Origin of the sequence: Mesorhizobium sp. WSM4906 (assembly GCF_029674625.1) — a bacterium.
Lineage (GTDB): Bacteria > Pseudomonadota > Alphaproteobacteria > Rhizobiales > Rhizobiaceae > Mesorhizobium.
The window spans coordinates 5397133-5419852 of sequence record NZ_CP121355.1 but is presented as its reverse complement, the minus strand read 5'-3'; the positions used below and the strand labels follow the sequence as shown (position 1 = coordinate 5419852).

At 65.7% G+C, this 22720-nt stretch carries 21 protein-coding genes; 11 read left to right on the top strand and 10 right to left on the bottom strand.

Translation table 11 applies throughout. The features are described from left to right. Positions 1-86: 86 nt before the first annotated feature. The 7 genes from QAZ22_RS26330 to lptF all read right to left on the bottom strand — a co-directional run bounded on the left by QAZ22_RS26330 (position 87) and on the right by lptF (position 8267). Positions 87-380 (bottom strand): DUF1330 domain-containing protein, encoded by a 294-nt coding sequence (locus tag QAZ22_RS26330; protein ID WP_278203634.1) that lies wholly within the window; start codon positions 378-380, stop codon positions 87-89. A gap of 71 nt (positions 381-451) precedes the next feature. After that, on the bottom strand, positions 452-1300 hold the full coding sequence (rsmA, locus tag QAZ22_RS26325) for a 16S rRNA (adenine(1518)-N(6)/adenine(1519)-N(6))-dimethyltransferase RsmA (RefSeq protein WP_278203632.1): 849 nt from the start codon (positions 1298-1300) through the stop codon (positions 452-454). A gap of 8 nt (positions 1301-1308) precedes the next feature. Beyond that, positions 1309-2337 (bottom strand): 4-hydroxythreonine-4-phosphate dehydrogenase PdxA, encoded by a 1029-nt coding sequence (gene pdxA, locus QAZ22_RS26320; protein ID WP_278207946.1) that lies wholly within the window; start codon positions 2335-2337, stop codon positions 1309-1311. Positions 2338-2421: 84 nt separating this feature from the next. Then, entirely contained in the window at positions 2422-3345 is a 924-nt protein-coding gene (locus QAZ22_RS26315) for a peptidylprolyl isomerase (protein ID WP_278203631.1), read from the bottom strand. Positions 3346-3565: 220 nt separating this feature from the next. After that, positions 3566-5983 (bottom strand): LPS-assembly protein LptD, encoded by a 2418-nt coding sequence (locus tag QAZ22_RS26310; RefSeq protein WP_278203630.1) that lies wholly within the window; start codon positions 5981-5983, stop codon positions 3566-3568. Continuing rightward, the gene (gene lptG / locus QAZ22_RS26305; protein ID WP_278203629.1) at positions 5983-7065 is read right to left on the bottom strand and encodes an LPS export ABC transporter permease LptG; all 1083 of its coding nucleotides are present in this window, start codon (positions 7063-7065) and stop codon (positions 5983-5985) included. The genes QAZ22_RS26310 and lptG overlap by 1 nt, the downstream gene beginning before the upstream one ends. 2 nt (positions 7066-7067) lie before the next feature. Beyond that, complete coding sequence (gene lptF, locus QAZ22_RS26300) at positions 7068-8267, bottom strand: LPS export ABC transporter permease LptF (RefSeq protein WP_278203628.1); 1200 nt, start codon at positions 8265-8267, stop codon at positions 7068-7070. A 350-nt stretch (positions 8268-8617) separates the two neighbouring features. Here lptF and QAZ22_RS26295 point away from each other — a divergent pair, with 350 nt between their 5' ends. Beyond that, entirely contained in the window at positions 8618-10129 is a 1512-nt protein-coding gene (locus QAZ22_RS26295; RefSeq protein ID WP_278203627.1) for a leucyl aminopeptidase, read from the top strand. 9 nt (positions 10130-10138) lie between these two features. Beyond that, the gene (locus QAZ22_RS26290; RefSeq protein ID WP_278203626.1) at positions 10139-10588 is read left to right on the top strand and encodes a DNA polymerase III subunit chi; all 450 of its coding nucleotides are present in this window, start codon (positions 10139-10141) and stop codon (positions 10586-10588) included. Here QAZ22_RS26290 and QAZ22_RS26285 read toward each other — a convergent pair. Beyond that, positions 10585-11505 carry a LysR family transcriptional regulator gene (locus QAZ22_RS26285; protein ID WP_278203625.1) on the bottom strand — a complete coding sequence of 307 codons (921 nt, stop codon included), beginning with the start codon at positions 11503-11505 and terminating at the stop codon, positions 10585-10587. The genes QAZ22_RS26290 and QAZ22_RS26285 overlap by 4 nt on opposite strands. 121 nt (positions 11506-11626) lie before the next feature. Here QAZ22_RS26285 and QAZ22_RS26280 point away from each other — a divergent pair, with 121 nt between their 5' ends. The 8 genes from QAZ22_RS26280 to QAZ22_RS32230 all read left to right on the top strand — a co-directional run bounded on the left by QAZ22_RS26280 (position 11627) and on the right by QAZ22_RS32230 (position 19088). Beyond that, positions 11627-12424 carry an alpha/beta fold hydrolase gene (locus tag QAZ22_RS26280; protein WP_278203624.1) on the top strand — a complete coding sequence of 266 codons (798 nt, stop codon included), beginning with the start codon at positions 11627-11629 and terminating at the stop codon, positions 12422-12424. Positions 12425-12567: 143 nt separating this feature from the next. After that, a complete protein-coding gene (locus QAZ22_RS26275) occupies positions 12568-13557 on the top strand; it encodes a 3-oxoacyl-[acyl-carrier-protein] synthase III C-terminal domain-containing protein (protein WP_278203623.1) in 990 nt (329 codons plus the stop codon). A gap of 2 nt (positions 13558-13559) precedes the next feature. After that, the gene (locus QAZ22_RS26270; protein ID WP_278203622.1) at positions 13560-14543 is read left to right on the top strand and encodes an NAD-dependent epimerase/dehydratase family protein; all 984 of its coding nucleotides are present in this window, start codon (positions 13560-13562) and stop codon (positions 14541-14543) included. Beyond that, positions 14540-15373: an MBL fold metallo-hydrolase gene (locus QAZ22_RS26265; protein WP_278203620.1), complete on the top strand. Its 834-nt coding sequence runs from the start codon at positions 14540-14542 to the stop codon at positions 15371-15373. Before QAZ22_RS26270 ends, QAZ22_RS26265 begins: the two co-directional genes overlap by 4 nt. Next, entirely contained in the window at positions 15370-16626 is a 1257-nt protein-coding gene (locus QAZ22_RS26260) for a F390 synthetase-related protein (protein ID WP_278203619.1), read from the top strand. Before QAZ22_RS26265 ends, QAZ22_RS26260 begins: the two co-directional genes overlap by 4 nt. Continuing rightward, complete coding sequence (locus QAZ22_RS26255) at positions 16623-17768, top strand: GNAT family N-acetyltransferase (RefSeq protein ID WP_278203617.1); 1146 nt, start codon at positions 16623-16625, stop codon at positions 17766-17768. Before QAZ22_RS26260 ends, QAZ22_RS26255 begins: the two co-directional genes overlap by 4 nt. Beyond that, the gene (locus QAZ22_RS26250) at positions 17765-18766 is read left to right on the top strand and encodes a Rieske 2Fe-2S domain-containing protein (RefSeq protein WP_278203616.1); all 1002 of its coding nucleotides are present in this window, start codon (positions 17765-17767) and stop codon (positions 18764-18766) included. Before QAZ22_RS26255 ends, QAZ22_RS26250 begins: the two co-directional genes overlap by 4 nt. A gap of 133 nt (positions 18767-18899) precedes the next feature. Then, the gene (locus QAZ22_RS32230) at positions 18900-19088 is read left to right on the top strand and encodes a putative addiction module antidote protein (RefSeq protein ID WP_347566926.1); all 189 of its coding nucleotides are present in this window, start codon (positions 18900-18902) and stop codon (positions 19086-19088) included. 236 nt (positions 19089-19324) lie between these two features. On the opposite strand, the gene QAZ22_RS26240 is transcribed toward QAZ22_RS32230, so the two are convergent. Both QAZ22_RS26240 and QAZ22_RS26235 read right to left on the bottom strand, forming a co-directional pair. Next, complete coding sequence (locus tag QAZ22_RS26240) at positions 19325-20485, bottom strand: hypothetical protein (protein WP_278203615.1); 1161 nt, start codon at positions 20483-20485, stop codon at positions 19325-19327. A 124-nt stretch (positions 20486-20609) separates the two neighbouring features. Then, entirely contained in the window at positions 20610-21788 is a 1179-nt protein-coding gene (locus QAZ22_RS26235) for an amidohydrolase (RefSeq protein ID WP_278203613.1), read from the bottom strand. A 36-nt stretch (positions 21789-21824) separates the two neighbouring features. Between QAZ22_RS26235 and QAZ22_RS26230 the strand changes: the two genes are divergently transcribed. Beyond that, a complete protein-coding gene (locus QAZ22_RS26230; RefSeq protein ID WP_278203612.1) occupies positions 21825-22718 on the top strand; it encodes an AraC family transcriptional regulator in 894 nt (297 codons plus the stop codon). Positions 22719-22720 lie beyond the last annotated feature (2 nt).

Here is a 22720-nt window from a genome sequence, read left to right as displayed (position 1 = left end):
CCGACCATTTTGGGCCGAGCGGACAGGGTTCTTTTTCATGCGATCACATTATCATGCCCGATGATTTCCGGGCAATCGTGGGTGCGTCACGAGCCAATCCCCTCGACCAGAATGAGGTTCCTGCTGAGGGCAGCGTCGCGAACCTCAAGTGCCGCTGCGTATTCGGCAGAGCGATACCAGCGCCGTGCGGTTTCGATATCGGGGAATTCGACGACGATCAGCGGCCCGGGCTTCCAGTTGCCCTCCAGCGTTTCCACTTGGCCACCGCGTACGAGATAGCGTCCGCCGTGCTCTGCGATGGAGGCCGCAGCGCGGGTTCGATAGGATTCGAATGCCTCCGCGTCGCGGATTGTGACATCGGAAATGACATAGGCAGGCATTTTGCACTCCGGGCTGCTCGCCTGCCTATCTATGGCAATGGTACCGGGATTCCAGCCGACGCGTCGACTGCCTATAGGGCGTTCGTCAGCCTCACGAACTCTTCCACGCTGAGCGTCTCGGCGCGGCGCGTCGGGTCGATGCCGGCGCGGGCGAGCAGCGCTTCGCCGCCCAGGCTCTTCACGCTTTGCCGCAGCATCTTGCGGCGCTGGCCGAAGGCGGCTTCGGTGACGCGGCCCAGCCTCTTGCCGTCGGCGGGCAGGGGAGATGCGCGCGGCACCAGATGCACCACCGAGGAAGTGACTTTGGGCGGCGGGGTGAAAGCCTGCGGCGGCACGTCGAAGGCGATTTTTGCCTCGGTGCGCCAGCCGGCCAGCACGCCGAGCCGGCCATAGGCGTCGCTGCCCGGACCGGCGGTGATGCGCTCGGCCACCTCGCGCTGGAACATCAGCGTCATCGATTGATAGAAGGGCGGCCATTCGGCCGTCGTCAGCCAGCGGATCAGCAGTTCTGTGCCGATATTGTAGGGCAGGTTGGCGGCGATCTTCACCGGGCTACCGTTTGCCTTGCCGGCCAGGGCAGCGAAATCGGTCTTCAGCGCATCGCCGGGAATGACTTCGAGCCGGCCGGGATAATGGCTGGACACTTCCTCAAGCGCCTCCAGGCAGCGCTCGTCGCGCTCGATGGCGATCACGCGTTTGGCGCCGTTGAAAAGCAGCGCCCGGGTCAGTCCGCCGGGGCCGGGGCCGACCTCGATCACCGTCGCTTCGCCAAGCTCGCCGGCCGCGCGCGCGATCTTGCTGGTCAAATTGAGGTCGAGCAGGAAGTTCTGCCCGAGCGACTTCTTCGCCTGCAGGCCATGGCGCTCGATCACCTCGCGCAGCGGCGGCAATCCGTCGATGGTCGTGCGCCCCCCGCTCAACCCGAGCCTCATGCGGCCGCGGCGTGCCGGCCGCTGTCGGCAAGCCGGCGCGCGAGCCTCAGCGCGGCAATCAGGCTGTCGGCGCGCGCAATGCCCTTGCCGGCGATGTCGAATGCCGTGCCGTGGTCAGGCGAGGTGCGGATGAAGGGCAGGCCGAGCGTGACGTTGACGGCCTCGTCGAAGGCCAGCGCCTTGGCCGGGATCAGCGCCTGGTCGTGATACATGCAAAGCGCCGCGTCATAGCTGGCGCGCGCCCGCGGGTGGAACATGGTGTCGGCCGGCAGCGGTCCGACGGCATCGATGCCTTCGGCTTGAAAGGCCTCGACGGCCGGCAGCACGATGGAAAGGTCCTCCGAGCCCATCGCACCGCCTTCGCCGGCATGCGGATTGAGCCCCGCGACGGCGAGCCGCGGCCGCGCGATGCCGAAGCGGCTTTTGAGATCGGCGGCGGTGATGCGGCCCGTGGCCACGATCAGTTCCGTCGTCAGGACTTTCGGCACCTCGGCAAGCGCGATGTGGATGGTGACCGGGACGGTGCGCAGTTCGGGTCCGGCAAGCAGCATCACCGGCGTCACCTCGGCGCCGGTGTGGCGCGAGGCCAGATGCGCCAGGTACTCGGTGTGGCCGGGAAAGCGGAAGCCGGCGTCGTAGAGCGGCTTCTTGGCGATGGGGCAAGTGACCACCGCGGCAGCGTGGCCGGCGAGGCAGTCGGCGACGGCGCGGTCGATCGCTTCGATGGTGCCCGCGGCATTGGCCGGATTCGGCTTTCCAGGACTGTCCAGATGGCGGGCGTAGAGCGGAACGACGGGCAGCGCGCGCGGAAAATGATGCGCCGCTTGCCCAGGCGAGGTTTCCATGATCGCTATCGTTGCGCCGACTTCGCGCGCGCGGGCCTCGATCAGGGCCGGATCGGCGAGCAGGTAGAAGGGCGGCACGCCGGCGCTGTCGCCCGCCTGCCAGGCGGCGATGGCGATCTCGGGTCCGACACCGGAGGGATCGCCGACGCTGAGCGCCAACGGCGCATCGGTTCTGCGCATGCTCATGGTGTCCTGCGGGGCGCCGTGCCTGCCTCGCGGCAGAGCAGGCGGATCGAGCCTTGTTTTGTCATGCGCCGAAACGGCCTAGCGCTCGACGATGGTGGCCTTCTTGCGCAGTTCGTCGACATATTTCTTGCTGAGCTCGTCGGCGTCCTTGTCGTTGCTGCCTTCGGCCTGGAACACCATCTGCGCCGCCTTGTCGTCGGAAACCTCGCGCGAAGAGCAGATGCCGATGAATTCGACGCCACGCTCGGTCTCGCGCGTCGGGGTCGCGCCGCCAACCTTGGTCGCCTTGATCTGGTCGGCCCAGTCGGACGGCAATTGCGGCGCCAGCACGCGGCCGAGATCGCGCACCGTGACGTCGATCAGCCCCTTGGCGAATTCGCGCGTGGTGTTGCAGCCGTTGAAGCGGGCGCGCATGGCATCGGCCTCGCGTTTGCGCTTGGCGAGCGTGGCCGAGCGCTCGGACGCCGGCACCACGAAGATCACCTGCTGCAGCATGTATTCCATGGCGGTCGGCTTGGAGCCGCCCTTGTCGAGCATGCGGCGGACCGCGTCCTGCTCGGTCACCGAGCCGCCCTCGCCGGAACGGTAGCGCGCGCCGAGCGCCTGGTTCCAGGCCATCTGCGCACGGATGAATTCCTTGAAATGCTCCTTGGTGACGCCCGATTGCGACATGATCGCGTCGAGCTTCGCCAGCGGCATCTTGTTGTTGGAGGCAAAGCGCTCATAGGCGGCATCGACCTGCTGGTCGGTTATGCGGATGCCGAGCCGCTTGGCCTCGGCAAGGCGCAGCGTCTGGTCGATCATTTCCTTCGCCGCATCGCCTTTCTTGCGTTGCAGTTTGAAGAATGCGGCGCGGTGCGCGATGTCGCCGGTGGTGATCGGTATGTTGTTGACGATGTATTTGATCTGGCTGGCGAACGCCGGCGGCGTCATCGCCGTGATCGAAACCGAGGTCGCCGCAACCAGCAGCGCGAATCCTGCCGAAAACAGGTATTTCCTCATCTCACCTTCCCAATTCTTGCCCGCCACGATGGCGCCGCACGTCCTCCGAACGCATGCGCTACGTGGTCGACCCCTTGCCCGTCCTATGCGGCGAAACGATGTCGCCGGCGCATGTCCCCGAGAATCGGTCCCATTTTCGAAGCTATGCGCTCCAAATCAAGCTCTGCAGCCGTTACGCGCGCCAAATCGACGCTCTGCCGCGATGCTCGCCTGCCTTCGCTTACTGGATCGTGTCGACGGCGCTGGTCGACGTGCCGAAATCGCCGAGCGTGCGGAACGACAGGTTGAAGCCGATATTCTGCGACACTTCCTTGGTGACCGTATCGCGGCTCTCAGAGAACGTCATCACATAGGTGAAGCAGGAATCATTGTAAGCGAAGCCGACGCCGTCCTTGACCAGGACGCTTGTCTCTAGATCGTAAGTGCCAGTCCCGAAGACGCGCCAGTTCTCGGCAAGGTGAGTCGAGGCGCCGAGCGTGACCTCGTGCCGGTCCGTGGTGAAGCCGTAGAGCGGCTGCGCCTGGATGAAGGCATATTTGGCGCTGAGCGAAACCGGCAGGCCCGAATAGGCGGCCTTGATCTCCGCGCGCCTGACCTCGAAGGTCTGCTCGTCGAAACGGCCGCTGAGCGAGCCGGAGAAGCCGCTCGGGCTGTTGAAGCCGATGAGGCCTACATAGTCGGATTTCGCGGTCTGCAGTCCCGAGTAAGCGCCGGCATTGACGAGGTCCGGCGCGTCGAAGGAGTTCTCGCCGCCCAATTGGTAGGACTGGCCAAAGATGGCGTTGGTGCCCCAGCCATTTTCATAGGCGCCCGAATAGCGGAAGCCGACATTGGCGCGCGTGCCGCCCTCAATGCGGTCGTAACCTGAGAACTTGTCGCGCTCAAACAGCGTCGTGGCGTCGAAGACGAAGCTCTGCGCGTCCTCGTTTGGAACGGCGAGGCCACCGACATATTGCTCGTTCGGGCGCACGAAGACCTGCGCCGTCGGCTCCAGTATGTGGCTGGAGTTCGGCATCGAGAACAGCAACGGCCAACGCATCTCCAGGCCGAGCGTAGCCATGTAACGTGCGAGCGAGGAGCGCATGTCGACGTCCTCGCCGAGATTCGCTGCCATCTGGTTGACCGCGGCCAGCGACGCGGACGTGGCCGACACATAGCCGGTGTCGCCGCGCAGCGCGAGCAGCGGCGTCAACTGCAGGCCGCCATCGGTGGTGAAGGTGCGCTTCCATTCGGCTTCCGCCGTCAGCCGGCTGGACTGGCCCTCGAGGCCGCGCACGTTGTTGATGGAGGTCGGAACGGCGTTATCGGCTAGCACCGCATCCAGCCGGTCGCGGCTGATGACCCGCGCATTGACGTTGACCGACAACTGGCCGCCGGCCACCGCCATGTCGGGGATATAGGCGTAGTCGAACGACGGCAGCACCCAGGGCTGCTTGGCCGCGCGCGCCGTCGGATCGCTGGACAGCGTGTCTTCCTGCACCTCGAAGCGCATGGCCCTGACGTCGAAATAATTGCGGTCGCTCAGGCCCGTCAGATAGATCGACGACTGGTGGACGAGATCGTTGTAGCCGTCGATGTTGTAAGTGCGTGAAAAATTCTTGTCGGTCTGGAGGAGCACGTCCCAGCCGAAGTTCCAGCGCTCGTTGATGGCGAACTGGCCCTTGGTGCCCATCATGCCGCGGAACTTGTTGGGATCGTTGAGATCTCCCGAATCGACGGTATGACGATTGCCCGTGGCGATGAACGCGTCGGGATCCTGCTGCTGGATGCCGGCGATCTTCAGGCTGTATTGGCCATCGTTGAAGCGCTGGCGCCATTCGGCCTCGCCGAGGAAGCCCTGCTTGGTGTAGCCGGTCCCGGTGGTGGTCAGGTCGTAGGTCGGCGAGAGCGCGAAATAATAGGGGACTTTGACGCCGACGCCGAGATGGTTGTTGTAGACGATGCCCGGGATCAGGAAGCCGCTCTTGCGCTTGACCGTCGGGTCGGCGATCTCGAAGGCCGGCAGATAGGCGAGCGGATAGCCGAAGAACTCGAAATTCGCGTTCTCGAAGCGAACCGTCTTCTTCTCGCCGTTCCAGATGATCTTTCTCGCCTTGACGCGCCATGTCGGCGCCGAATCGGGCCTGTCCTCGCAGGGTTCGCAGGCGGTGTAGATGCCGTTGTGGAACGTCGTCAGCACGCCGCCCATGCGCTCGCCGCTCTCGGCGGCGAAATAAGCCTTCTCGACCGTCTCGACGCGCAGCGCGTTGACGAAGCCGTCGGCGAAATCGTCGGTGATGTCGATATGGTCGGAATTGATCTTGGTGCCGTCGCTGTTGATCAGCTCGACGGCGCCGCTGGCGACGAGGCGCTTGGTATCGCGGTTGTACACCACGCGCTGGGCGACGAGCTTGTTGCCGCCATAGTCGATCTGCACGCCGCCGACGGCGGTCACCGTGTGCTTGTCGTTGTCATAGACGAGCGTATCGGCGGCCAGCAGCATCTGCGTGCCGGAGGGAACAGGCTTTGCCGTGATGGTCTGCGCCAGCGCCGGTACCGACGGTACCACGCAAGCGAACAGACATGCCAAGACTGTCGCCCCATAAAGGCGTGCCAAACCGGCCTGCCTACTATGGCTGCGCAAACCAGCCTCCCTCACTAGCCGTCTTCCTTGTATAGCAGAAAAGTCACCCCGAAGAACATAGCCACGACAACCGGAACCCATGCAGCCACCATTGTAGGCACGAATCCGGCGACCCCGAATGCCTTGACCAGTACCGAAACGACATAAAGCAGAAAGCCGGCCAGGACGCCACCCAGAATCATCGTCGCCGACTGCCCCATTCGCGCAAATCGCATTGAAACTGTTGCCGCAATCAGCGTCATGGCGACGAGGAGGAACGGCAGCGCCACCAGCGAATCAAACTGCATGGCGAAGGCATTTGCCTTGAGGCCGAAGGAGCGGGCAACCTCGATCTTGGCCGGCAGCTCGTAGAACGGGATGGTTTCCGGGCGCGCCAGGCGCTCCTGCACGAATTCCGGCTTGAGGTTGGTGGGCACGCGGTCGGAAGCCTCGGGACGGATGTTGCCGTCCTTGAACACCTTGACGTCCTGCAGTTCCCAATAGCCGTCGCGCAGGAAGGCGTGCGCGGCATCCTTGCGCTCGACGATGTTGCCCGTCTGGTCGAGGATGAAGAACACCGCGTCAGCCATCTCCAGCCCCTGGTTGAGGATGGCGCGGGCGCCGATGATGGTGTCGCCGGAGCTGGTCTTTTGCCTCAGCCACGGCGTCGTATCCTCCGGGACGGCGTTCGACTTGCCGGCCCTGAGCTGGTTTTCCATCTGCTCGGACCAGGAGAACCCATGCGCGGCGATCGGATTGAGCACGCCGACGGAAATCACGCCGAACATCAGCGCGCCGACGCAGCACGGGAACAGGAACTGCCAAGCCGAAACGCCGGCCGAGCGTGCGATGACCAGCTCGTAGCGGCGGTTGAGCGACACCAGCGTCGCCATCGCCGAGAACAACCCGACGAACGGCACCGTCTGCAGCATGATCATCGGCATCCTCAGCGCCGAAATGGCGAAGGCGGTGCCGTAGGTGAAGCCCGGCAGCCCGGTCGTGCGGCCCGAGAGCTCGGTGAAGTCGATCAGGAACACCAGCGCCAGCAGGCCGAGAAAGAACCAGATGGTGATCGTCACATAGCGAAAGAAGAAATAGCGGCCCAGTGTCCAGCCCATCGTCAGGCCCCCTGGCCGGAGGTGCCGCGGCGGGCGAGCCACAGCTTGAGCGCGGTCCAGCCCTCGCTGACCCGTCCGGCGAGATTTGTCATCCAGTCGGCCCAGGCGGTGGGCAGTTCCATGCTGCGCGAGGAGACGATGAACCAGACGGAGATCGCCGACGCCGCGATCGGCACGCCATAGACCAGATAGGCGTAGTACCAGACCTTGTCGGCCTTGCCCGCGGCGAAGAAACCGAGCCAGCGCACGAAAAGGGCGATGGCGATCGCCGTGATCAGCGGATGGATGCGCGCCTCGCGATGCGAGCGCGCGTCGCCCGCGACGGCCAGCGCGATCAGCGCGAACACCAGCGAATAGGACCATTCGGAGAAACGCTGGTTGACCTCGGCCGTGTAGCTGCCGGGCTGGCGCTGATACATCCTGTCGTTGGGATCCGGGTTGAGCAGGTATGGCGTCGTCCGGTCCTTGGGCAGCAGCGTGATCTCGTTCGCGGCCGACATGAAGGCCGACAGGTCGAAGGCGTAGGAGGTGAAGCGGATGACGGAGAGGTCGCCGGTCACCGATTTGCGGTTGATGACGCCGTCATTCATCATCAGCACCTTCTCGTCGCCCTTTTCGACGATGCTGCCGGTCTTGGCGTAATAGGTGAGGTTGGCGCCTTCCTCGCGCGAGTCGGCGACGAAGATGCCGCCGAGCTTGTTGTCGGGCAGCCGTTCGCCGATCTGCAGGAACAGGCCTTCGTCGATCTTGCGGAACGTGCCTTCCTGGATGATCAGCGACAGAAGGTCGGCGCGCGAGGCCGCCACCAGCTGCCGGTTCTTCTGCCTGGCATAGGGATCGACGCCATTGTCGACGGCGAAGGAAAAGACGCTGGCCGCCAGCGCGAGCAAAAGGATCGGTCGCGCGATCGTCCAGCGCGAGGCGCCCGCGGCGTTGATCACCGCCAGTTCCGAATCCGTGTTCATGGCGCTCAGCGTCTGTGCCACCGCGACCACCAGCGCGAACGGCACCACGATCGGGACGATCGAGGGGATGATCAGGGCCGCGACTTCGAAGAAGGTCAGCGCCGACTGGCCGCTGTCGGTGACGAGGTCGATCTTGGCGAGCACCTGCGTCGTCCACACGATCGCCAGCGTCCAGACCAGCGCCGCCAGGAACATCGCGGCGGTGCGACGCATGATGTAGCGTTCAACGACCTTCATGAAGGCTTTTCTCGATTGTGCCGAACGGCATCATGCCCGCCGACAAGGTAGTCATCCGCCGGCGCCTGTACAACCGGGTCCACAAGCGGCTCATCTGGTTCGTCGCCCCCATGCCACGCGCCCCGGCGCGGCGGAGTCTCCGCGTCAATCGATAAGAAATGCAAAACATTGATGGTTAACAATAGGTTGCGGCAGGAAGCTTAGGTCGTGCCGCGACGAATCCTTCGTTGATTTCGGCGCCGATATAGACAGCGATTTCGGCCAAAGTCTTGCCAAATGCCCGAAAACGACCAAATGTCGCGCACGCTTGAAAGCCGGTTCGCGGCGCCTCACCCCGAAAGCAGGATCTGATGACTTCGAGACCTTCGATTGCCTTCGCCAAATTCGCCGCGCCCAAAAAAGGCAGCGTCTTCGTGCTCGCGGCCGACGGCGGCGGCCTTGGCGATGCCGCGAAGGCCTGCGACCCGGCCGGCGCATTGGCGCGCGCGTTTCCGGTCGCCGATTTCTCCGGCAAGTTCGCGAGCTCGGCCGAGGTGCTGGCGCCGGAAGGGGCGTCGGTCGACCGGCTGGTGGCGATCGGCGCCGGCAAGGTTGCGAACCTCGATGACTATGCCTGGCTGAAGCTCGGCGGCGCCGTTGCCGCCGCGCTGCGCAAGGCTGCGGAAGTTGCCGTGATCCTCGACCTGCCGGAGCTAGAGCCGGAGGGCCGGCAGGCGGCGAACCTCGCCGCCGGCATCCTCCTGCGCAGCTACGGATTCGACAAATACAAGACCAGGAAAGAAAGGGAAAACGGCCAGCCTGAAGCCAAAAAGGCCGAGGCGGCGAAGCCCGCCAAGATAACCATCCACTGCGCCGACCCGTCCGCCGCGAAAAAAGCCTTCGCCGAGGAGGAAGCGGTGATCGGCGGTGTGCTTTTGGCCCGCGACCTCGTCAACGAGCCGGCCAATGCGCTGGGGCCGGTCGAGTTCGCAGCGCGCGCAAAGCAACTGGAAGCCCTCGGCGTCGAGGTCGACATCCTGACCGAGAAGGAAATGAAGAAGCTCGGCATGGGCTCGCTGCTTGGCGTCGCGCAAGGCTCGCCGCGCGGCGCCCGCATGGCCATCATGCAATGGAAGGGCGGCAAGGCCAAGGACGCGCCGGTCGCCTTCATAGGCAAGGGCGTCACCTTCGACACCGGCGGCAATTCGATGAAACCGGCCTCCGGCATGGAAGACATGAAGGGCGACATGGGCGGAGCCGCCGCCGTCACCGGCCTGATCCATGCGCTGGCCGCGCGCAAGGCCAAGGCCAATGTCGTCGGCGTCATCGGCCTTGTCGAGAACGCGGTCGACGGCCACGCCCAGCGTCCGGGCGACATCGTCACCTCGATGTCGGGCCAGACGATCGAGGTGCTCAACACCGACGCCGAAGGCCGTCTGGTGCTCGCCGATGCGCTCTGGTACGCCAACGACCGCTTCAAGCCGAAATTCATGGTCAATTTGGCGACGCTGACCGGCGCCATCATGGTCGCGCTCGGCCAGCACTATGCCGGCCTGTTCTCCAACAATGATGAACTGGCGGGCCGCCTGACCGACGCTGGCCAGGCGACGCAGGAGCGGCTGTGGCGCATGCCGCTCGGCGCCGAATACGACAAGCTGATCGATTCCAAGAACGCCGACATGAAGAACATCGGCGGCCGCTACGGCGGCGCCATCATCGCCGCGCAGTTCCTGCAGCGTTTCGTCAAGGACACGCCCTGGGCCCATCTCGACATCGCCGGCACGGCGATGGGCGCACCGGCGAACGAGATCAACCAGTCCTGGGGCTCGGGCTTCGGTGTGCGGCTGCTCGACAGGCTGGTGCGCGACCACTATGAAGGATAGGCTTTCGAGGTGGCCGACATCCTCTTCTATCATCTGACGGAATCGACGCTCGAGGAGGCGCTGCCTGGCCTGCTCGAGCGCAGCGTCGAGCGCGGCTGGCGCGCCGTCGTGCAGACCGGAACCGAGGAGCGGCGCGACGCGCTCGACCAGCATCTGTGGACTTTTCGCGACGATTCCTTCCTGGCGCATGCCACCGACCGCGAGGCATACCCGGCCGAGCACCCGATCCTGCTGACAACGGGGAAGGACAATCCGAACGCCGCGCAGATCCGTTTCCTCGTCGATGGCGCGACCCCGCCCGACCTCTCCGGCTACGAGCGGGCGGTCTTCCTGTTCGACGGCCACGACGCGGCACAGCTCGAAGGCGCGCGCGGCCACTGGAAGACGATGAAGGAAGCCGGCCACGCCGTCACCTATTGGCAGCAGACGCCTGACCGGCGCTGGGAGCGCAAGGCTTAAGGAACGCTGCCCCGACCCTCTGGGGTTTGGTCGCGTCCCTGCTCCTGCAGATAAAGCCAAAGCGCCTCGGCCACCGGCCCGTGCGGCCGGTCGCGCCGCCGCACTGCCGCAACGGTTTCGGTGCGGCCGGGGATATGCCTGCCGGCGATGGAGATCAGCCGTCCGTCGCGAAGTTCGTCCTCGATCAGCCATTCCGGCAGATGGCCCCAGGCAAGGCCGTGGAGGATCAGTTCCTTCTTCATCATGTGGTCCGGCACCGAGCAGGAATGCGCGCCGTCGATGACGAAGAAATTCTCTGGCGAGGGGCGCCGCGCGGTATCGCGTATCACGCATTGGGTGAAGGGCCGCATCGCTTCCGGGGTGATGTCATGTTCTTTGTCGAAGGGCAGAAAGCCCGGTGCCACCACCGGCACGAAGTTCACCTGGCAAAGATCGATCCGCTCGAGCTGCGGATCGGATGGGTTGGCGCGATGGAAGACGAGATCGGCCTCGGCGTCCATCAGCCGTTCGATCGGCCCGCTGATCGCCTCATATTCCAGATGCAGGCGCGTGCGGGTCCGTTCGGCGAAGAAGCGGCTGAGCAGGCCGAGTATTCTAGGCCTCGGGCAGACGTCGCCCATCACCACACGCAGGACGGTTTCCTCGCCGCTCGCCAGCTGCCTCGCATAGCTCTGGAGATGTTCGAGCTCGCGTAGCGCCAGCCGGGCGCGCGCTTGGAACTGCCAGCCTTCATCCGTCAGGCTCACCCGATAGCCGCTGCGGTCGAGCAGGGTGAGGCCGAGCTGCTCTTCCAGTCGTGCGACCGCGGCGAAGACGGAAGGATGCGTCCGGCTCAGGACAAGCGCGGCGGCCTGAAAACTGCCCTCGCTCGCCACGGCGTCGAAGCACCTCAGATCGTGCAGCTTCAAATCGTGCATTGTCGTAACATCCTACAGAGACTGTCGAATCATAGTAATTTTCTTCGATAGTAACCAGACCTAACGTCCTCATCGAAACGACGCGGGACGATCTCCCGCCTGATCAAGATGAGGATCCAAAATGACCGAAACGCTTCATTTCACGGCGGGCGACGGCGCGCGCATCGCCTACAGGTTCGACGGCCCGGAAGACCGGCCGGTGCTTGTGCTGTCGAATTCCATCGCCACGACCTTCCACATGTGGGATGGCCAGGTTGCAGAGCTCGCCAAATCCTTCCGGGTGCTGCGCTACGATTTTCGCGGCCATGGCGGTTCCGACGCGCCGGCCGGCGCCTATTCGCTCGACCGGCTGGGTCGCGACGTGCTCGAACTGCTCGATTTCCTCGGGCTTGCCCGCGTGCATTTCCTCGGCCTGTCGCTCGGCGGCTTCGTCGGCCAGTGGCTGGGCATCCATGCGCCGGAACGCATCGAGCGCTTGATTCTCTCCAACACCTCGCCGCATCTGGGACCCGCGTCCTATTTCGACGAGCAGATCCGCAACGTGCTTGCGGCAAGCGACCTGTCGGCCACGGCGGACATGTTCATGCGCAACTGGTTCCCTGCCTCGATGCTTGCCGGCGAGAACGACACCGTTGAGGAATTCCACGCCGCGATCCTGGCAATGTCGCCGCAAGGACTTGCCGGATGCTTCGCCGCCGTGCGCGACGCCGATCTGCGCCGCCCGATTTCACTGATAACCGCGCCCACGCTGGTGATCGGCGGTGTTGACGACAAGGTGACGCTCGCCAGCCACAGCGAGGCGATCGCGGCGGCGATCCCCGGCGCCGAGCTCGTGCTGCTCCCGGGCGTTCATCTGCTCAATGTCGAGCGCCCGGCGGAATTCATGGGAGCGGTGAGGCGGTTTCTTGGACAAGGTTGACCCGTAGCTTGGACCGCCCACATCGGCAATTGGCAACAAAGCCTCAAGTTTCGTGTTGCTTGAAGTGATCAGCCGAGCCTCATGAACATCGCTATCGACCGCATTTTGGTTTAGATAAACGCGAGTGCGCGCATGGGGGGAGGATGCGGATCAGGGTCGTCGGAACCGGCAGGGCGGTGCCGGCAGAGTGCGTCACTACTCGTACGCTGGAGGAGAGGCTGGGCCTCGGCCGGGGCGCGCTCGAAAGCGCCACCGGTGTCGTCCAGCGCTATGTCTGCGCGGCCGAATCGCAGATCGATCTCGCCTGCGTCGCCGCGCGTCTTGCGCTCGACGACGCCGGGCTCGGTCCAAGCGATGTCGCTCTGATCATTGGCGGCAGCGGCGTGCCCTACCAGCCGCTGCCGGCGACGGCGCCTCTGGTCATGCAGCGCCTCGGCCTTGCCGACGGCACGGCCGCCGCCTTCGATGTCAACAGCACCTGCCTTGGCTTCCTCACCGCTTTCGAGACGGCCGGCCGCATGATCGAGGCCGGGCAATGCGAGACGGCGCTGGTGTTCTCGTCGGAGGTCGCCTCGCGTGCTTTGCCTTGGCGGGACGCGCCGGAGGTTGCAGCACTCTTCGGCGACGGCGCGGCGGCAGCCGTGCTGCGCAGGGCCGAGCCCGGCGAGGGCAGGCTGGCGGCCAGCCTGATGCGCACCTATCCGTCCGCCTGGGAGGCCTGCGGCATCGGTTCCGGCGGCACGCGCTTCGATTTCCACAAGCAGCCGGAGGAGTTCGCCCGCCACAGCCTGTTCCATATGGATGGCAAGGAGCTGTTCCGCCTGACGTCCCGCCATTTCAACGGCTTCGTCTCGGCGCTGCTGGAGCGTGCCGGTTGGCGGCATGACGACGTCGATCTCGTCGTGCCGCATCAGGCGAGCCCGTTCGCGCTCGCGCATATGGCGCGCCAGACGGGCTTCGCGCCGGAAAGATTGGTCGATATTGCCGCCAGCTTCGGCAACCAGATCGCCGCCTCCATCCCCTTCGCGCTCGATGTCGCTCGCCGCGACGGGCGCGTGACGCCGGGCACGAAGCTGCTCTTCCTCGGCACGTCGGCCGGCGTGTCGTTCGGCGGCATGGCGCTGGAAGCCTGACCATGGTCGTGCTCGTCACCGGCGCCAGCGGTTTCTTGGGCTCTCACGTGCTCCGGCGGCTGGCTGCATCCGGCACGCTGGCGCTCGGGCTCGGCCGCGATGCGGCACGCTGCGCCGCGCTCGAGGCCGCCGGCCATCGCATCATCCGTCATGATCTTGCGCAGCCGCTCGATCGCGCACTGGACCCCCGGCTTGGCAAGGTCGAACGGATCATCCATTGCGCCGCGCTCTCGGCGCCTTTCGGCCGGTTGCAGGATTTCGCGGCGGCGAACGTCACGGCGACGCGAAGCCTGCTCGACTTCGCGACGCGCCAAGGCGTCAGCCGCTTCGTCCACATCTCCAGCCCGTCCGTCTGCTTTGCCTTTCGCGACCAGCTCGATCTTGCTGAGGACGCGGCTTTGCCGGAGCCCGTCAACCACTATGCACGCACCAAGCGCGAGGCGGAGCGGATCGTGCTCGCCGCGCCAGCCGTCCATCCTCTGGTGCTGCGGCCGCGCGGCATCTATGGCGCCGGCGACCGCGCGCTGCTGCCGCGCCTGATCAAGGCGGCGAAGAGCCGGCCGCTGCCGCTGTTTCGCGGCGGCCGGGCCGCGATCGACCTCACCCATGTCGACGATGTCGTCGATGCGGTCATGGCGGCGCTCGCGGCACCCAAGCAAGCCGAAGGCCGGATTTTCAACATCTCCGGCGGCGAGGTGCTGCCGGTGCGCCGCATCGCCGACGAGGCTTGCGTCCGCGCCGGGATCGGGGCGCGCTGGCGGCCGATGCCGCTCATGCCTGCCATGCTGGCGGCCGGCTTGATGGAGGCGGTGGCGCTCAGGCTGCCCGGCCGGCCCGAACCGCCGGTCACCTGCTACGGGCTCTGCCTCTTCGCCTATGCCCAGAGCCTCGACCTTTCCAAGGCCAGACGCCTGCTTGGCTGGGCGCCAAAGGTTTCCTTCGAGCAAGGGCTCGATCGCACCTTCGCCGGCAGTGCCACGCTATGAAGATCGTCTTTGCCAACAGCGCCTGGGTCAGCGCCTCCGAGCGGCTGATCCTGCGCGGTGGGTCGTGGCGGAGCGCGCGGCTGCGCGTCCGCTACGGGCTGATCTTTCATCCCGCTGCAGGGCCGGTGCTGGTCGATACGGGCTACACGCCGGAGGCGCTCACCGGCGAGCGGCGCGGCCGGATGCTGCGTCTCTACGGCGCGCTGTTGAAACCTCAGCTCAACGCCACCGAACAGGTCTTGCCGGTGCTGCAGCGCTTCGGCCTGTCGCCCGATGACATCCGCACCGTCATCGTCACCCATTTCCATGCCGACCACATTTCCGGCCTGTCGCAGTTTCCCAAGGCGCGCTTCATCGCCAGCGACGCGGCCTGGGCGCGGATCAAGGCGCGCTCGCCGCGACAGAACTTGCGCCACGGCGTCTTCACCGAGCTCTTTCCGGCGGATTTCGAAGCGCGATTGGACGGCCTGTCCTCCAAGCCGGGCGTCGACGCGCGCGACGGCATTCCCGGCGGCACGGACCTTTTCGGCGACGGCAGCGTGATCGCGGTCGATCTTCCTGGACATGCCGACGGCCAGTTCGGCCTGCTGTTCGCCAGCCCCGATCGGCCGCTGCTCTATGCCGTCGACGTGCAGTGGCTGCTCGCCGCCTTGACCGAAAACCGCACACCAGGCTTCCCGGCCACGCTGATCGCCGAGGATGCCGCGGCGATAGAGCCGACCAGCGCCGTTCTCCGCCGCTTCCTCGCCGCTGGCGGCGAGGTGATGCTCTGCCATGACCCCGCGCCGACATCCTACGATCTCTCATCGAGCGATCCGGAGGCGGCATGAACGCTCTCGCGGAAGCGGTTGGCTCCTTTGCCCTGACGCGCCGGGTCTCGCGCAAGAGCCGCGCCGACTTCGAACGCTGGCAGGCGGCCGCCTTGCGCCGCTTCCTCGATCGCGACCTGCCGCGCGCGCCGTTTTACGGCAAGGCGCCGGCCCGTCTCGTCGATCTGCCGGTCACCGACAAGGCGCTGCTGATGGCGCGGTTCGAGGATTTCAATATCCATCGCCTTGCCGCCGCCGAGGCCTGGGCGGCGCTGGCGCGCGACGGCCGCGCCGGTTCGCTTACGGTCGGCGCCAGCACAGGCACGTCTGGCAATCGCGGCCTGTTCGTGATCTCCGAGGCGGAAAAATACCGCTGGCTGGGCACGATCCTCGCCAAGGCGGCCCCCGATCTTATCTGGCGCGGCATGCGCGTCGCCGTCATCCTGCCGCAGAACACCGGGCTCTATGACAGCGCCCGCAAGTCGCGGCTGATCAAGCTCGCCTTCTTCGACTTGACGCTCGGGCCGGAGCACTGGCGTGCGGCGCTGGAAACCTTCGATCCGACCGTGATCATCGCGCCGCCGAAGATCTTGCGGCACCTCGCGATCGAAGGCTTCCGGCTCCAGCCGAAGCGTATCTTCTCCGCCGCCGAGACGCTCGATCCGGTCGACCGTCCTGTCATAGAAGCTTTCTTCCGGTTGCCGCTCGACCAGATCTACATGGCGACCGAAGGTCTGTTCGCCGTGACCTGCCGGCAGGGCGGCCTGCATCTTGCCGAGGACTCCGTCTTCTTCGAATTCGAGCCGGCAGGCGAGGGGCTGGTGACGCCGCTGGTCACGGCTTTCCGCCGCCGGACCCAAATCATGGCGCGCTACCGCATGAACGACCTGCTGCGGCTTTCCGGTCAGCCTTGCCGCTGCGGCTCGCCGCTGCGTTGCGTGGACGAGATCGTCGGCCGCATGGACGATGTCTTCCGCCTGTCCTCGAAAGGCGGTCCGATCCTGATCACACCGGACGTGCTGCGCAACGCCGTGCTCAAAGCCGATCGCCGCATCGACGATTTTCGGCTCGTCCAGATTGCGCCGGACTGGATCGAGCTCAGGCTTCCGCCGGCACTCGCCGACGAGGCGGCAGCCGCCGCTCATCAGGCGGTGCGCGTGCTGCTGGAAGCGCGAAAGGCCGATGCGACGGTCGATCTCGTCCGCACTTCGTTGTCGCTGGAAACAAGCCGAAAGCTGCGTCGCGTCGAATGCCGCCTGGAGCGCGCGTCATGAGCCGGACGGCCGTCGCGGAAAGGCTGATCCAGCAGGCTGACCGGGTCGAAAACGATCCGGCCAAGGTCGAAGCTTTCGTGCACCTGTTCAACGAGATACCGGTCAGCGACCTCGTCGCCAACCTGACGACCAGGGTCGAGACCTTCGAGGTCGCGGGCCGGACGTTCCCGCTGACGCTCAACGATGCCAGTGAAGCGCCGAACTGCTATATCTGCTGTCCGTCCAGCGCCTATATCGACTACGCGATAGACGAGACACGCAACTTCGCCACCCACCCGCTGCTGCGCCGCGCGCTCAAGGCCCTGATCGGCGCCTGCGCGCCACTGGTCAGGGCAAGCGGCCTCGACTATCAGGTGCAGGCCAACAACTGGCTCTATTCGACCAATCCGGTGCCGCTGCTCGACCGGCAAACTGTTGCCGCACTCAGATCGGCGCTGGTCGCGCGCTTTCCCGATCGCGCCATCGTCATCCGCTCGCTGAACGAGATCGCCGATCCGGCGAGCATCGCAGCGCTGAAGGCAGAGGGCTTTCGCATGCTGGCGGCGCGGCAGATCTATATCTTCGCCGACCGCGGCGCCGCGCCCGCCATGACGAAGAACCTGAAACGCGACCGCAAGCAGCTCGGCACCACGCCCTTCGAGCGGATCGGCGATGCCGATTTCACCGAGGCCGACTATGCGCGCGCCGAGCAGCTCTACAACATGCTCTATCTGGAGAAATACACGCCGCTCAATCCGCACTACACGGCCCGCTACATCGCCGAGATGCATCGGCGCGGCATCATCAGCCTTGCCGGCCTGCGCCGGCCGGGCGGCGAGCTGGTCGCGGTCACCGGGCTGTTCGAAAATGGCGGCACGCTCACCCAGCCCATCGTCGGCTACGACACCGGCCTGCCGCTCGGCGAGGGGCTTTATCGCATGGTGATGGCGATGGGGCAGGACCATGCCAGCGCGCGCGGCCTGTTCTTCAACATGAGCGCCGGCGCCGCAAGCTTCAAACGCCTGCGCGGCGCCATTGCCGCGATCGAGTACAACGCGGTCTACGCCGCGCACCTTCCGCTTCGCAAGCGTGTCGCGATCCGCATCATGGAAACGGTGCTGGCGGGAATTGGCATTCCCCTGCTGAGGAGGTTCGAACTGTGAGCGAGCGCCGTGATCACAGCAAGGATTTCTGGCAGGCGGTGGCGCTCTCGGCCGACATCGGCAGGCGGCCGAAGCGCATCCTGCTCGATGGCCGGCCTGTGGTGCTATTCCGCTCGGCGCGGGGCATTGCCGCCCTGTTCGACCGCTGCCCGCATCGGCTGGTCGAGCTCTCGACCGGCAAGGTGGTCGGCGGCGAGATCGAATGCCCCTACCACGGCTGGCGCTATGACGGCGAAGGCCGCTGCAAGGCCATTCCCGGCCATGTCGGCGCCATGCCGCACTATCGGGTCCGCCGCTACGCCGCGATGGAGCGCGACGGCGTCGTCTTCGTCTCGTCCGGCACTCCGCAAGGCGAACCCTACCTCCACTGCATGCAGGGCAAGGACATCATCGTGCGGCGAGTGCGCTCATCGACGCAGTCGACCGTCATCGATGTCGCCGAGAACATCCTCGATGCCACCCACACCCACTTCACCCATAAGGGCCTGCTGCGCGGCCTGACCTCGAAGCGCCATCTGGTGGGGGTCGAGGTGACCGGCGGCGAGGGCTGGGTGGAGGCGACCTACACCGGCGAGGATCGCCAGCAAGGGTTGATCAGCCGGCTGCTGGAAGGCGAGCGGGTGAAAACCGTCGGCCGCTTCCGCCATCCCGGCATCGCCGAGCTCGAATATTGGGGCGGGAACGGGCTGGTGCTCGCAACCACTTTCCATCTGCGTCAGGCCGATGAGCGTACCGTCGAGGGCGTCGGCTGGCTGATCGGCCGGCGCCAGGGTCTGCTCGGCGAGCTGAAGGCGCTCGCCTTCAAGCCGCTCTTCACCATCGCGCTGCATCAGGACCGTCGCGTGCTGAAATCGGCCAGCGACAATGCCCGCTTCGCGCCGCCGGCGCTACCGGTGATCGGCCCGCTCGATTTCCTGCGCCGCGACATTGCGGCGATCATGGAGGGGAAAATGCCGCCTGCGGCGAGTGAGCCGAGGGTCCATCAGATCGAGCTTTAGGTGTAGGCTAAAGTTCGAGGAGATAGAACGATGCCTCTTGAGACCACGCGTTTCGATATCCTTGATTATCTCAAGACCCCTGAAGAGCGCTTAGCCTATGTCCTCGAAGCCGCATTTGAGGATGGTGGAGCCCATGATTATCACTCACACTCTCAGCAGTGTGGCGCGCTCCATCGGCTTGAATGCCGTTGCAAAAGAGGCCGGAATGACGCCGGAGGCGCTTTACAAGGCGTTGAGTGAAAGCGATCCACCTCTCAGCACACTGCTGGCTGTACTTAACGCTTTGGGCCTACAGCTTTATGCGAAGACGACGGGTCAGTAGTGGCTGCAGGTAGAGTCGGATCAGTCCTCAGAGTTGATGACGGCGGCCGCGTCGCGTTCCTTCGCGCCCCCCTCTGTCCTGCCGGACATCTCCCCCACAGGTGGGGAGATTGGCTGCCATCGCCGATTTCGCCAATTACCGACGTGGCAGAATGGGCGAGGCACGGAAGCTGCTGATCTCCCCCCCAAGTGGGGGAGATGTCCGGCAGGACAGAGGGGGGCGCTGTCCCGCCAGCGTTACTCGCCCGGCCCATTCCACTCGATGTCCCGCGTCGAAGCCGCTTGCAGGCTGATCCATTGGCGCCAGGCCACGCCGGCGATCTCGGCCAGCGCCAGCCACTGTGCCTTCACAGGCGCGGGGTCGCCCGGCCAGTCGAGCAGTTCCTGGCCGTCGCGCATCGCCTTCCGAAAGCGGGCGAGAGCGCCTGAACGCAAAGCGGCCCGGAGCCCATAGACCCACATCGCAAGCCGCACCGTTTGCGGCGCGATGACGTCGGGGATCACTTCCGGCCCGTCTTCCAGCATCGCGTCGGCAAAGCGCGCCGGATCGCGAAAAAAATGCAGGCCGCTGACGGCGCGCGGGTTGCACTCCAGCGGCAGAACGCGGCCGTTCGCCTCGCGTATCAGGTCGAAGGAAATCTGCCCCGTCCATGTGGTGCCGGCGACGATGCGCTCGACCAGTTCCCGCGCCGCCTCATCCTCGACCCGTTCGAAGAAGATGCCGGCGCCCTTGCCGGCGCGATAGAGCGAGCGGTAGAGCGCCAGCGCCTTGAGCCTGCCCTCGCGCGCCGCCGCATAGGCGCTGATCTCGTCGCCATCGATGAAACGCTGCGCCACCCACGGCACGGCAGGCGAAGGGGTGATGGTGTCGAGAAAATCCGGCGTCGGCCGCAGCAGCACATGGCTGGCGAAGCGCGACCAGACCGGCTTGAACACCAGCTCGCGCGAGCGGCCGCGTACCGCTTCCAGATCGTCGCGTGACCTGAGGAGCGTTGTCTCCGGCACCGCCAGGCCGAGGCCTTCGGCCAACCGGATAAAGGCGTGCTTGCTGTGCACCTTCGCCAGCTGTTCGATATCCGCCGCGAATAACTGGGCCGGCATCGCCCGGCCGCGCCAGGCCAGCGCGAGATAGAACACCTCCTCGCAGGTCGGGATGACGAGATCTATGCCCTCGGCCCGCGCCAACGCCCCGACCGCCTCGGCGTAGGCCTCGGGCTCGAAACGCGGCGGCGGCAGCCGATAGTAACGCGCACAGGCCCTGCTTGCCGCGGCGATCGGCCGGGCAGGGCTGTCGGCCAGGATGACGCGGCGGCCGGCGCTGTCGAGCAGGCGCGCCAGATGCAGCGCCACCGGCGCGCGCGCCCCGGTGATCAGCACGGTCTTGTCGGCCCCCGGCATCAGGTCTCGCGATTGTTTCGGTCGCTTGAACCGTTGCGCGAAGTTTCCGTGCTTGGCAATCTTAAGTATTTGTTTTTGCGCAATTCCGGACGGAAAACCGCCATGCACTTTTCCTGGGATCGCGCTACTTCCCCCCGACAGGCAGCGCGCGCTGGACGATGTTGAGGAAGAAGCGGATACCGATCGGCACGATGGCGTCGTTGAAGACGAAGCGGTCGCCATGCAGGCCGGCGCCTGGGCCGACATCGCCGGCGCCGATCCAGACATAGGCGCCGTCGCCGACGCCCTGCAGCAGAAAGGCAAAATCCTCGCAGCCCATGCTCGGCAGGAACTCGGTTGCGACACGCTCGGCACCGACGGCATCCGCACCGGCCAAGGCGGCGAGCGCCGCGCCCGCGGCCGGGTTGACCACCGGCGGATAGCCGCGCCTGTAGGTAAGTTCGGCGCTGGCGCCGTGCATGGTGGCGCAAGTCTGCGCCACGCGCTCGATCTCGGCCGCGCAATGGTCGGAAATCGCGCGGTCATAGAAGCGGCAGGTGCCTTCGACCCTGACCTCGCCCGGCACGAAATTGTTGAAGCGGCCGCCATGGATCTGCGTCACCGACAGCACCGCCGGCGACAGCGGATCGACGCTGCGCGAAACCAGCCGCTGGATCGCGGTGACGAAGCTCGCCGCGGCGAGCAGCGGATCGTCGCCCAGATGCGGCATCGCGGCATGGCAGCCGCTGCCGCGAAAGATGATCTCGAAATCGTCGACCGCCGCCATCTGCGGTCCGGCGCGCACGCCGATATGGCCTTCCGGGAAAGCCGGCCAGTTATGCACGGCGAACACCTGCTCGACCGGAAAGCGTCTGAGCAGCCCGTCCTCGATCATCCTCCTGCCGCCGCCCAGCACCTCCTCGGCCGGCTGGAAGACGAACACCACCGTGCCGTCGAAGCTATCGCTTTCAGCGAGCAGCTTGGCGACGCCGAGCAGCATGGCGGTATGGCCGTCATGGCCGCAGGCATGCATGACGCCGTCGTTGCGCGAGGCATAAGTGACGTTGGCGGCTTCCTTGATCGGCAGCGCGTCGAGCTCGGCGCGCAGCGCGATCGCTCTGCCGCCCGCGCCTTTCGTCAGCGTCCCGACCACGGCCGTCGCGCTGACATCGGTGTGGACGGTGAGACCGAATTCCTTCAGCTTCGCCGCGACGAAAGCCGCCGTCTCATATTCGGCGAAGCCGAGCTCGGGATTGGCGTGGATCGCCTGCCGCCAGCCGATCACCTCGGGCACGATCGCCGCTATCCTGTCGTTTTCCCGCATCGTCTTATCTCCGCTTCGTTTGCGGCGATGTTGCCGATGTTCCCCGCTCGCGTCTTGAACGGGATTGACGGGCAGGGCGGTTTCGACAAGGCTTCCGGCATGAGCGACGCCAGCGAGCAAAGGGAATGCGAGGCAGCAAAGCTGACGCGGCATGAGGGCCTCGGCGGCCTCGAAATGCTTGCCGCCCGCTACCGCGACCATGCCTATGCGCTGCACACGCACCCGACCTGGGTGTTCGGGGTCGTGGTGGCCGGCGTGGAAAAGCTCAGGATCGGCCGCCGCCGGCATCTGGCACCGGCGGGCTCGATCATCATCGTCAATCCGGACGAGCCGCATGACGGCGAGAAAGGCGCGCCCGCCGGCTGGGCATACCGCACCTGCTATCCAGACGCCACGCTGATGGCCGAAATCGCCGACGATCTGGAGCTGCCGGGATTGCCGATGTTCGGCGAAGGGATCGTGCATGCACCGGAACTCGCACGAGCCTTCGTCCAGGCGCATCGACTGGCGGGACAGGCGCTCGATCAGGAAACGGCGATGCTGATGGTGCTCGGCGAGCTCGTCGGCCGCTTCGGTGACGGCAAGCGTTGCGACCGCGCTTCAGACGGCGGCGAAACCACACGGCGCTTCCGCCTCTATGGCGAGCTGATCGCGGCCGATCTTTCGGCCGGTTTCGATCTCGCCCGGTTGGCTGCTGCGGCCGGCATCACCCGTTTCCAGGTCATCCGCGATTTCCACCGCGCCGCCGGCATGACGCCCGGACAATATCTGCGCGACCGCCGCATCCGTGCGGCGTCGGCGCTGATCAGGACCGACATGCCGCTCGCCGAGATCGCCGCCGCGACCGGCTTCGCCGATCAGAGCCATCTCACCAGGGTGTTCAAGACGATCAAAGGCCTTTCGCCCGGCGCCTGGCGCGCCGCCGCTTGAGA

Coding starts and splice junctions, on each gene's coding strand:
- QAZ22_RS26230 (WP_278203612.1), top strand. CDS start 21,825: ATGTTCCCCGCTCGCGTCTTGAACGGGATTGACGGGCAGGGCGGTTTC.
- QAZ22_RS26315 (WP_278203631.1), bottom strand. CDS start 3,345: ATGAGGAAATACCTGTTTTCGGCAGGATTCGCGCTGCTGGTTGCGGCG.
- lptG (WP_278203629.1), bottom strand. CDS start 7,065: ATGGGCTGGACACTGGGCCGCTATTTCTTCTTTCGCTATGTGACGATC.
- QAZ22_RS26265 (WP_278203620.1), top strand. CDS start 14,540: ATGAAGATCGTCTTTGCCAACAGCGCCTGGGTCAGCGCCTCCGAGCGG.
- QAZ22_RS26285 (WP_278203625.1), bottom strand. CDS start 11,505: ATGCACGATTTGAAGCTGCACGATCTGAGGTGCTTCGACGCCGTGGCG.
- QAZ22_RS26275 (WP_278203623.1), top strand. CDS start 12,568: ATGCGGATCAGGGTCGTCGGAACCGGCAGGGCGGTGCCGGCAGAGTGC.
- QAZ22_RS26295 (WP_278203627.1), top strand. CDS start 8,618: ATGACTTCGAGACCTTCGATTGCCTTCGCCAAATTCGCCGCGCCCAAA.
- QAZ22_RS26255 (WP_278203617.1), top strand. CDS start 16,623: ATGAGCCGGACGGCCGTCGCGGAAAGGCTGATCCAGCAGGCTGACCGG.
- pdxA (WP_278207946.1), bottom strand. CDS start 2,337: ATGCGCAGAACCGATGCGCCGTTGGCGCTCAGCGTCGGCGATCCCTCC.
- lptF (WP_278203628.1), bottom strand. CDS start 8,267: ATGAAGGTCGTTGAACGCTACATCATGCGTCGCACCGCCGCGATGTTC.
- QAZ22_RS26270 (WP_278203622.1), top strand. CDS start 13,560: ATGGTCGTGCTCGTCACCGGCGCCAGCGGTTTCTTGGGCTCTCACGTG.
- QAZ22_RS26240 (WP_278203615.1), bottom strand. CDS start 20,485: ATGCCGGGGGCCGACAAGACCGTGCTGATCACCGGGGCGCGCGCGCCG.
- QAZ22_RS26280 (WP_278203624.1), top strand. CDS start 11,627: ATGACCGAAACGCTTCATTTCACGGCGGGCGACGGCGCGCGCATCGCC.
- QAZ22_RS26330 (WP_278203634.1), bottom strand. CDS start 380: ATGCCTGCCTATGTCATTTCCGATGTCACAATCCGCGACGCGGAGGCA.
- QAZ22_RS32230 (WP_347566926.1), top strand. CDS start 18,900: ATGATTATCACTCACACTCTCAGCAGTGTGGCGCGCTCCATCGGCTTG.
- QAZ22_RS26260 (WP_278203619.1), top strand. CDS start 15,370: ATGAACGCTCTCGCGGAAGCGGTTGGCTCCTTTGCCCTGACGCGCCGG.
- QAZ22_RS26235 (WP_278203613.1), bottom strand. CDS start 21,788: ATGCGGGAAAACGACAGGATAGCGGCGATCGTGCCCGAGGTGATCGGC.